Here is an 8,957-nt window from a genome sequence, read left to right on the forward strand (position 1 = left end):
ACCGCTTAGCGGTCGGAGCCGGGTAGTTTACAAGTTCCTGGAAGCTGCTGTTGCGGCCTCCGTAGCGCAGGTGCATATGCACCGGATCCCCGTGGGGTGCCCGCAGAATCACATAGGTGAAGGTCTCGCAACTGGCGTCTGCTCCAGGCTGCAACTGAAACAGATCCCAGATGGAACTGAGGGAACGATCGGGGTAGTAGAAGGGATCCGGCGCAGCCCCCCGATAGGCGTAGCGACAATTTTCCGCCAGGGGCTTTTTCCCCTCCAGATCGGCGTAGAAGGAGAAGAACTCCATCTTCTCGAACTTCACCCGCTTTGGATTGCGCGGATCGTTGGCCGATTGTTCCAGGGACGTATCCAGAGTGAAAACACCATCAATTCCCAGGTAGGGCACTTTATAAGCATTGGGGGACACAATCTGCAGCTCTAAGGCTGCCGCAGCCGCTCCAAAACCCAAGAGACTCAAGCTGCCGATCAGCCAGGCTAGGGCCGTTGAAGAACCAATTTGGCGAGAGAGCATAAAACTTTGTTGTGCCTGTGTTGTGCAGTAAACTGCAGAGCAGTTTAGGGGAAGCTTTGAGCTCGTACCATCCCACTGGGGGGCATCTGGCGAGAAATTCGCCGACTGCAGGTGCAGCTCTGAGGAACGGGATCCCATCTGGATCCCAACAAGGCAGTAAAATTGAGGTCAGGCTCACCGTAGAGGTGCCAGGTTTGCTGCCAGAGCCTGATATCTGGAAACTGATTTTGAAAGCGAGGAAAACCCCGTGGAGCTAGCTGAGATTGAGGAGTTGATGAACAAAGCTGTGCAAGCCACACAGCGCTCCTTTAATACGGTACGCACCGGGCGGGCCAATTCCAGCCTGCTGGATCGGATTCAGGTGGAGTACTACGGCGTGCCCACTCCCCTGAAGGCCCTGGCCAGCCTCACCACGCCAGACTCCAGCACTCTCTTGATCCAGCCCTTTGATCCCTCGACCCTGGCGGCCATTGAGCGGGCCATTGTTGCCTCTGACCTGGGTCTAACCCCCAGCAACGACGGCAAGGTGGTGCGGCTCACCATTCCCCCCCTGACGGAAGAGCGCCGCAAAGAGCTGAGCAAACAGGTGGCCAAGCTAGCCGAAGAGGGGCGAGTCTCAATCCGCAACATCCGGCGGGATGGCATCGACTCGGTGCGCAAGCGGGAGAAAAACGGCGAGCTGTCTGAAGATGAGTCCAAAAGCTTGCAGGATGCCATCCAGAAGCTGACCGACCGCTATATCAAAAAGATCGATGAGCTGCTGGCAGAAAAAGAAAAGGAGCTGACGACGCTGTAAAAGCTCCTTGTGGACATAACTCCCCACGCTACTGGCCTGCTTCTGCATAGCCGTAGGACGGGGTTAAAGACCCCATTTTTTGATCAAAACTCGACACTCATCCCGAAACTTCAAGGTTTCCACTTGCCCCTCGAAGTCGGGCAGCCGTTCGTTTCTCCTCGTCCAATTCCAACAAGAGGGATCCCGGCTTAGGCCAGGATGGAAGGGGGGAAAACGACAACTCTTGCCGCAATGGATCTGATCCTGTGCCATCAATCGGCGGATTTCGACACCCTGGGGGCGGCGGTGGGAGCGGCCCGCCTGTATCCGGGTGCCCGCATCGCCTTGACCGGGGGATCCCTGCCGGGGGTGCAGGAGTTTTTGGCCCTGTACCGAGATGAATTTCCCCTCATTGAGTTGCGCTCTGTGGATCCGGGACAGGTGCAGCGGTGGATTGTTGTGGACTGTCACGATCCGGATCGCTTGGGAAAAGCTGCCGCTTGGTTGAGCGTCCCCGGCACCCAAATCGAGATTTTCGACCATCACCTCAGGGATCCGGAAACCCCACCGGATGGCCTTTGGCCGCAGCAGCAGGTGAACTGTCATATCGAGGCCGTGGGGGCCACCTGTACCTTGCTGGTGGAGCGGCTGCAGGCTGCTGGGATCCCTCTCAGCCCTTTTGAGCGGCTGGCGCTGGCTTTGGGCATTCACATGGATACGGGATCCCTGACCTTCCCGGAGACCACCGCCCGCGATGCTGCTGCCCTGAGCTGGCTGTTGGATCAGGGGGTGAACCTGGTCTTGTTGCGGCGCTTTTTGGGGGATGGCCTCACCCCAGAGATGCGCGAGCTGCTCAGCCAGGGGTTGGCCCAGATGCAGGTGCAGCAGGTGGGGGAGTATCGCCTGGGAGAATGGCTGCTGGAGCTGCCGGAGTTTGTGCCCGGCTTGGCCGGCCTGGTGATGCGGCTGATGGATCTGACGGGAGTGGATGTGCTGCTCTTGGTGGCGCGGCAGGGGGAGCGGCTCAGCCTGATCGGGCGGGCGCGGCAGGAGTTTGCCCAGTTGGGCAGGGTGATGGCCCTCTACGGCGGCGGTGGACACGATTGTGCTGCAGCAGCCACGTTAAAAGCCAGCCCAGAGCAGCCTTTGCCCGACCCGGCCCAAGTCATGGCGGCCCTCAGGCAGGCTGTCCAAGAGCGGATCCCGCCCCCGGTGACGGCCAAAGATTTGATGTCGGCTCCGGTGCGCACCATCCGACCGGAGATCACCATCGACGAGGCCCAGCGGGTGCTGCTGCGCTACGGCCATTCCGGCCTGGTGGTGGTGGACGCTCAAGGTCGCCTGGTGGGGGTGATCTCGCGGCGGGATATCGATATCGCCCTGCATCACGGGTTTGGCCATGCCCCCGTCAAGGGCTACATGACCACCGACGTGAAAACCCTCTCCCCCGACACCCCCTTGGCGGAGATTCAGCGGTTGATGGTGCAGTGGGATATTGGCCGCCTGCCGGTTCTCCAGGATGGACAGTTGGTGGGCATTGTAACTCGCACCGATGTGTTGCGGCACCTACACGAGTTGCCGGCCCTCTCACCGCAGTTGGCTTTGCCCACCCTTTCCTGCCCTTTGGATCTCACCTTCGCGACCCTGTCGGAGCGGCATCGACAGTTGCTGGAGCAGGCCGCCCACATCGCCGATGAGAAGGGCCTGAGGTTGTATCTGGTGGGGGGAACGGTGCGGGATCTGCTGCTGCACCGGTGGGGACGGCAGCCCTCGCCCAACCTGGAGCGGCTGGATCTGGACTTGGTGGTGGATGGGCCCTACTCTTCGGCCCCGGATGGGATCGATCCCCCAGGCTGGGGCTTGATTTTGGGACAAGCGCTCAAACAACGCTTCCCGGAAGCGCGGCTGGAGATCCACGGCAAATTCCAAACGGCGGCCTTGATCTGGCCAGGAGGCTTTTGTGTGGATATCGCCAGCGCCCGCACGGAGTTTTATCCCTACCCGGCCTCTCCCCCCGAAGTGGCCATGGGATCCATTCAGCAAGACCTCTATCGGCGGGATTTTTCCATCAACGCCTTGGCCTTGCGCCTCAACGGCCCCCAGCGAGGACAGGTGCTGGATTTTTTCGGCGGACAAGCGGATCTGCAACAGGGGATCATCCGGGCATTACACCCCAACAGCTTCATCGAGGATCCCACCCGCATTTATCGGGCGGTGCGCTTTGCGGTGCGCTTGGGCTTCGCCCTGGACTCGACCACAGAAAAATGGATCCGCGCTGCCGTGGCCAGTGGTCTGCACGATGCCGTCGGCGGGGATCGCCTCAAGCAGGAGCTGGCCTATATTCTCGGAGCCCGCGATTGGCCCCAAGCCTTTGAGCGGCTGGCAGAATGGGGAGCTTTGCGCTGTATTCACCCCGACCTGGAGTGGGATCCCTCCCTGTGCCGGCGGTTGCAACGGGTGGGCCGCTGGGCTTATCACTTTCGCCGCCGCTATCCTGAGCTGGGATCCCAGGAGATCTGGCAACTGCGCCTAGAGGCTCTCCTCCTCACCCTACCCCAAGCCCCCCAGGTGGCCAGCCAACTCCACCTCACCCAAGCAGGCATCGAACGCCTCAGCCATTCCTCCTATTACCAAACCCTGTTGGCCCAATTGGATCCCGGCACCCTCTCTCCGGCCCAGGTGGTGCAACTGCTGCAGGGGCTGCGGATCCCGGCGGTGATTTTGTTGGCCGGGATCGCCCCCAAGCCGGCCCGGCGGTTGATCTGGTGCTACTTGCAGGAGTGGTACTGGGTGAAGCCGCTGCTCAACGGCCACGATCTGCGTCGTCTGGGTTATAAGCCAGGTCGCCCCTTCCAAGCCATTTTGGAGCAACTGCGTTGCCTCACCCTGAACGGCGAACTCACCACCCCGGCAGAAGCTGAAGCCTGGCTACAAGAACACTTCCCCCTGCCGCAAGCTCAATACCGAGGAAGAAAGTAGAAGGGCAAATCAGTCGAAATAGAAGAGAGTGACCAACTTGTGTTGTTCCTCAGCATGCTTGCAGGCATCCAGCAGCGTGACGCTGTCGTGGAAAACAAAGCAGATCAACTGCTGGCACTTGCCGATGATCTCCAGGTTGCACAGGCGGCTGGCCTCCGCCAGGGGAAGATGGTCGTTTTCGGGATGTTCCACCAGATGCAGCACCTGCTCCAGGCTGGCCCGCGACTCTGCCGGCTGTCGCTCCAAACTCTGCGGCAAGATCACCGTCAAGGACTTCATGTCCGCCCGCATCGCCCCCCGAATGACGGCCAAGTTGGTGCCAATAGCCCCAGAGGTGAGGATCTGATTGCCCGTGAGGGCCAAAGCATAGCTGAGGGTCTCGATCAAATACTGGTGGGTAATGGGCACATGACGGCTGCCCAGGATGGCCACTCGCTTCGGCCCAACTTGCTGAATGGCGGCCAACTCCTGCAAAAACGTATCAACGCTGGTGGAGACATCAATAGACTGGGTCAACGGGATCCCTCGGCAAATTCTCAAGATCTGGGCTAGGCTATGCTATCTCAAATTTCCGCTTTGGGATCCGGCCAAGTTGAAGCTCTACGGCTTCAGCCCCAAACTTTTGGTGGAGTGCTCAGGCTGTCTGCAGCAAGCTGGGCTTGGCTGTGGGCGGAAGATCCCGCCTGAATGTGGATGGTGTAGCTCATGCTGCTGTGAACGCCCCTGCCCAGCCAATGGCCGTAGAGAGGGGCAGCATCTCTGGGATAAGCGCTGGCCGCCAAAGCCACATGACCATCGGCCACGGCCAACCCTTGGGTGGGATCAAAGCCCCGCCAACCGGCCCCTGGCAAGTACACCTCCGCCCAAGCGTGCAAATGACGGCGCACAGGCTCTGGGGGTTCTCCACCCCTGCTCTCCCCCGAAGGCTGCGAGGGGCTGACCTGGTAGCCACTGACAAAGCGCGCGGCCAAGCCTACCGTACGGCAGACCTCCATGAACACCAGGGCCAAATCGCGGCAGGCTCCGGTTTTGCGATGCCAGGTCAAGCCGGCAGGCCAGGGATCCCCCTTTTCCCGCAAGATGTGGCGGCATTCTGAATAGATGCGCTGGTTCAGCGCCGGCAGAAAAGCTGTCGTTTCCCCCTGCACGTGATCCCATAGCTCCCAGGCCAAGGCCTGGATGCCGGGATCCGCCTGAGCCGTCAGATAAGGCTGTAATTGGGCTGCCAGCGTGCTGGGATAGTCGATGGGGAGATGGGTGGCCCAATCGCAGAGCAGGTAGTCGAAGGGATTCTGCCGCAGGGTGAGCACCGTGGCCTGAGTTTGGATGCGCAAGTGCTCGGTGGGATCCTCAAACCAAAGCCGAACTGCCGCGTTGCCCTCCAGCTCCACCAGCGCCGATTGGCCCACCGGCTGCGGATCCACCTGCAACTCAAAAGCCAGGAGAGTCTGGATCCCGTCGCAGCGCGGTCGCAATCGCACCGTATGGGGCTCCAGTTGGACTGGACGACTGTAGCGATATTCGATGAGATGGCGGATCTGAATTTGCACAGGTTGGCCAAATGACGGGCAAGGAGTTTTATCACAGGCAAAGGAGCACCGAGATCAGGCAACCCAAACTGCTCCCAGATCAAAGCCAAGAAGCGGTTGCATCGTCTGCCCGAGATCTCTAGACTTCAGGGATCCCGAGTTTGAGATCTCCGAGAGCTCTGCCCTGCCTCCCCAATCATCGAAACCTCCAGCTTAGAGCGGATGTACTCCCCAGCCTGTACAGGAGCATAGCGAGGGGGGTTTGCTGCATTCTGGCATGTGGGCAGGCATTCGATCCAAGCATCGTCCCGAGGAGCTGTAAAGTAAACCAAAGACAGGCGGCGACTGGAACCGAAAGCCGATCGGGGTGGATTGACCACGCGGTGCAACGTGGAGCGCCAACGGTCATTGGTCGAACGGGATAGCAGATCGCCAACGTTGATGACAAAGGCGTTGGGAACAGCCTGCACATCAATCCACTCTCCTGCTTTGGAGTACACCTGCAGCCCTCCCGGCGCCCCATCCTGTCGCAGAATCGTGAAGCCACCGTAGTCGGAGTGAGCCCCATAGCGTAGCTGTCCCGGGATGGGCTCCACCTCCTGTTCAGGATAATGCACAGCCCGCAGCACTCCCCCTTTCCCCTCCATAAAAGGCAGAAAATAGGTTTCCGGCAGATCCAAAGCCAACGCGCCCATGCGCATCAAGGTTTGGGTGAGCTGAAGCAGAGCCGCATCATAAGCCAGAAGAGCAGCCCGCAGTCCTGCTGGATGGGTGGGCCAAAGGTTGCCCGAATCCGGATCCACCCCTGCTTGGGGCCGTTGTGGATCTTCCCGAAACAGGTCATTGAACACCAGCGCCTCACAGAGATCGTAGGGAACCTCTGCCCCACGGGTAGCGGCTACACTTTCGATGCCAATCGGCAGGTATCCCTGGTTTTTGACGCGATCCGGAGTCACCACCTCCATTTTTTGTTCCAGCGGCAGGTCGAAGAAAGCCCTCGCTCTCTCGTAGGCTGTTTGTATGATGGCCTCCGGGATCCCATGCCCTGTGATCACCACAAACCCCACCTCCTCCAAGGCTGCCCCAAAAGCCTTTGCAACCCCTAGCGGATCCGTGCCCTCCCGAAAGGGGGTCAAATCCAGACAAGGGATCCCAGCTTGCTCAAAGGAAGAAACTGGAGACATGGCCGACGTAGAGACAGGCGCTCAGAACAGCTCCTACCCTACGAAGAAAACCTGCCCCAAGACTGTGTGGGCGGATACCCCCTCAGAGCTGGCACCGGCTCAACCCCACATCCAGAAACGAAACTAGGGATACTCTTGCTTGGCCTGTTGCCAGAGGACTTCCAGCTCCTGGAGACTGCGCCCTTTCAGAAGGGAGCTTTTGCCACCGCCGGGCGTGGATCCCAGCAGTTCCTGAGCCAGCTCTTCCATGCGCAAAAAACGACGGGCAAAGCGCAGATTGGTTTGGGCCAGAGCTTGGGCAGCATCCAAACCGTACCAACGGCCCAAGTTGACCAGAGCAAAAAGCAGATCCCCCAGTTCGGCTTCCTGCCGAGTTGGATCGGGGGGATCCCTCTCCAATTCTCGACGCAGCTCGGCTTCTTCCTCGCGGATCTTGGCCCAGATCCCCTCCACCGTTGGCCACTCAAACCCTGCCCCCACCACTTTGCAGGAAATTTTCAGGGCAGCCATTAGGGGAGGCAAACTTTGGGCATAGTGCAGCAGTTTTTGGCCAAGGCTTTGATCCGGTCGCTCCCCTTGCTTGATCTGTTCCCAAGAGCGGTGCAACTCCGGAAGATCTGCCATCACAGCATCCCCAAACACATGGGGGTGACGGCGGATGAGCTTATCGGCAATTCCCGCAGCCACAGCTTCCAGATCAAAGTGGTTCTGCTCGGCAAAGATCTGAGACTGCAACACCACCTGCAACAACAAATCCCCCAGCTCTTCGGCAATCGCCGCCGGATCCCCGGCTCGAATGGCAGCTACCGTCTCATACGCTTCTTCAAGAATGTAGGGGGTAAGAGACTCTGGAGTTTGGGCCCGATCCCAAGGACACCCGTCGGGAGCGCGCAACCGAGCAACAATAGCCGCCAAACGACTCATGTGTGAGCTAGAGGCGGAACGCTCCAGATAAAGGTGGGCAAAATGGCCCGTCGCTTGAGGATCCCAGCTTTGGAGCGTCAATGGGCCGGCCACCACCTCCAAGTCTTCTGTTAGCAACGTAACAGACTGGACAGGAGAACAGATCTGTTGCAAAACACTGCGCAGCTTCGCCAGATCCTGGCCCCCACAGCTTTTCAGCAGCAGGGATCCCTGCTCAGCAGCGAACCACCGAGCCAGAGCCTGTTGCCAGTTGGGCTGAAGACTATCCAGCGTTTGCAGCATGATCAAAAGGGTAGGCGCGGCCCAAATCCAAAAGGCGGCTGAGCTGCTCCAGATCGATGAAACTCAACTCCAAAAGGATCATCAGCAACGGCCCTTGCTGGCGATGCTGCAGCTTCTTGGCCAGGCTCAGTTGAGAACGGTCGATGATGCCCGTTTGCAAGAGATATTCCTCAAGGGCTGGGGGGGGAATGGGATCTAGCATGGTCGTTTCGCAGCGCTGAAGAAGGACAAATATGAAACTGAGAAGATAGTAAACTAACGTAACTATTCTTAACACTCCTACAGAGTTTCGGCAAAGATCCGGCTGGCAAATAGGCCACAGGTGAGCTTACCAAGCCCTGTGCCCACAGCTCCACGGCAAGAAAACCCCTAAATTGCCTCAGCAAATGAGGTTTCTGTATCCAAGGACACAAAAAATGGGTAGCGAGAGGTCATGGTATGATAGCAGATTGGCGATCAGTTGGCAGCACCCCGAAAGGCTGGCTGCTTCTTCTTTGTTTGGAGAAACCAACTTGCCTTGGCAAGATGTTACTTTTTTATCTGACTAATTCTGGTATTTAGATAAAAATCCTACAATAACTGCTCAGGGATCCAATCTGTTCGGCTCCTCTGGGATCCGCCCTGGGGCTGCCATCCTGCTCGGGTTAGCTAGACCGCCGAGAAGTCCCGCCCTCTATGTATCAGCATGGGAGTCGGGATGAGAGGCGGAGATTCCTGCGCTATGATAAGCAGAGAGCGGTGGGGCATCCCGTTCTTAAAGCTCA

8 protein-coding genes are annotated in these 8,957 nt (G+C 58.9%); 2 read left to right on the forward strand and 6 right to left on the reverse strand.

Features of this window, described 5'->3' with window-relative positions; genetic code table 11:
- A partial coding sequence (locus NW856_RS03350; protein WP_414399074.1) for a hypothetical protein occupies nucleotides 1-520 on the reverse strand: 520 nt, incomplete at its 3' end.
- A gap of 247 nt (nucleotides 521-767) precedes the next feature.
- Here NW856_RS03350 and frr point away from each other — a divergent pair.
- Together frr and NW856_RS03360 are read left to right on the forward strand one after the other, a co-directional pair.
- Nucleotides 768-1,316, forward strand: coding sequence for a ribosome recycling factor (frr, locus tag NW856_RS03355; RefSeq protein WP_011429597.1), 549 nt, complete (start codon nucleotides 768-770; stop codon nucleotides 1,314-1,316).
- A gap of 231 nt (nucleotides 1,317-1,547) precedes the next feature.
- Nucleotides 1,548-4,274, forward strand: a complete 2,727-nt coding sequence (locus tag NW856_RS03360) for a CBS domain-containing protein (RefSeq protein WP_414399076.1) — start codon at nucleotides 1,548-1,550, stop codon at nucleotides 4,272-4,274.
- 9 nt (nucleotides 4,275-4,283) lie between these two features.
- Here the strand turns inward: NW856_RS03360 and NW856_RS03365 are convergent, their stop codons facing one another.
- The 5 genes from NW856_RS03365 to NW856_RS03385 all read right to left on the reverse strand — a co-directional run bounded on the left by NW856_RS03365 (nucleotide 4,284) and on the right by NW856_RS03385 (nucleotide 8,395).
- The gene (locus tag NW856_RS03365) at nucleotides 4,284-4,790 is read right to left on the reverse strand and encodes a DNA recombination-mediator protein A (protein ID WP_414399077.1); all 507 of its coding nucleotides are present in this window, start codon (nucleotides 4,788-4,790) and stop codon (nucleotides 4,284-4,286) included.
- A 92-nt stretch (nucleotides 4,791-4,882) separates the two neighbouring features.
- Nucleotides 4,883-5,824 carry a transglutaminase family protein gene (locus NW856_RS03370; protein WP_414399078.1) on the reverse strand — a complete coding sequence of 314 codons (942 nt, stop codon included), beginning with the start codon at nucleotides 5,822-5,824 and terminating at the stop codon, nucleotides 4,883-4,885.
- A gap of 125 nt (nucleotides 5,825-5,949) precedes the next feature.
- Complete coding sequence (locus NW856_RS03375; protein ID WP_414399080.1) at nucleotides 5,950-6,987, reverse strand: isopenicillin N synthase family dioxygenase; 1,038 nt, start codon at nucleotides 6,985-6,987, stop codon at nucleotides 5,950-5,952.
- A gap of 123 nt (nucleotides 6,988-7,110) precedes the next feature.
- On the reverse strand, nucleotides 7,111-8,193 hold the full coding sequence (mazG, locus tag NW856_RS03380) for a nucleoside triphosphate pyrophosphohydrolase (protein WP_414399081.1): 1,083 nt from the start codon (nucleotides 8,191-8,193) through the stop codon (nucleotides 7,111-7,113).
- Nucleotides 8,174-8,395 (reverse strand): DUF2949 domain-containing protein, encoded by a 222-nt coding sequence (locus NW856_RS03385; protein WP_414399082.1) that lies wholly within the window; start codon nucleotides 8,393-8,395, stop codon nucleotides 8,174-8,176. Before NW856_RS03385 ends, mazG begins: the two co-directional genes overlap by 20 nt.
- Nucleotides 8,396-8,957: the final 562 nt, after the last annotated feature.

The organism is Synechococcus sp. R3-13 (assembly GCF_047462195.1).
Taxonomy (GTDB): domain Bacteria; phylum Cyanobacteriota; class Cyanobacteriia; order Thermostichales; family Thermostichaceae; genus Thermostichus.

Coding starts and splice junctions, on each gene's coding strand:
- NW856_RS03360 (WP_414399076.1), top strand. CDS start 1,548: ATGGATCTGATCCTGTGCCATCAATCGGCGGATTTCGACACCCTGGGG.
- NW856_RS03375 (WP_414399080.1), bottom strand. CDS start 6,987: ATGTCTCCAGTTTCTTCCTTTGAGCAAGCTGGGATCCCTTGTCTGGAT.
- mazG (WP_414399081.1), bottom strand. CDS start 8,193: ATGCTGCAAACGCTGGATAGTCTTCAGCCCAACTGGCAACAGGCTCTG.
- NW856_RS03385 (WP_414399082.1), bottom strand. CDS start 8,395: ATGCTAGATCCCATTCCCCCCCCAGCCCTTGAGGAATATCTCTTGCAA.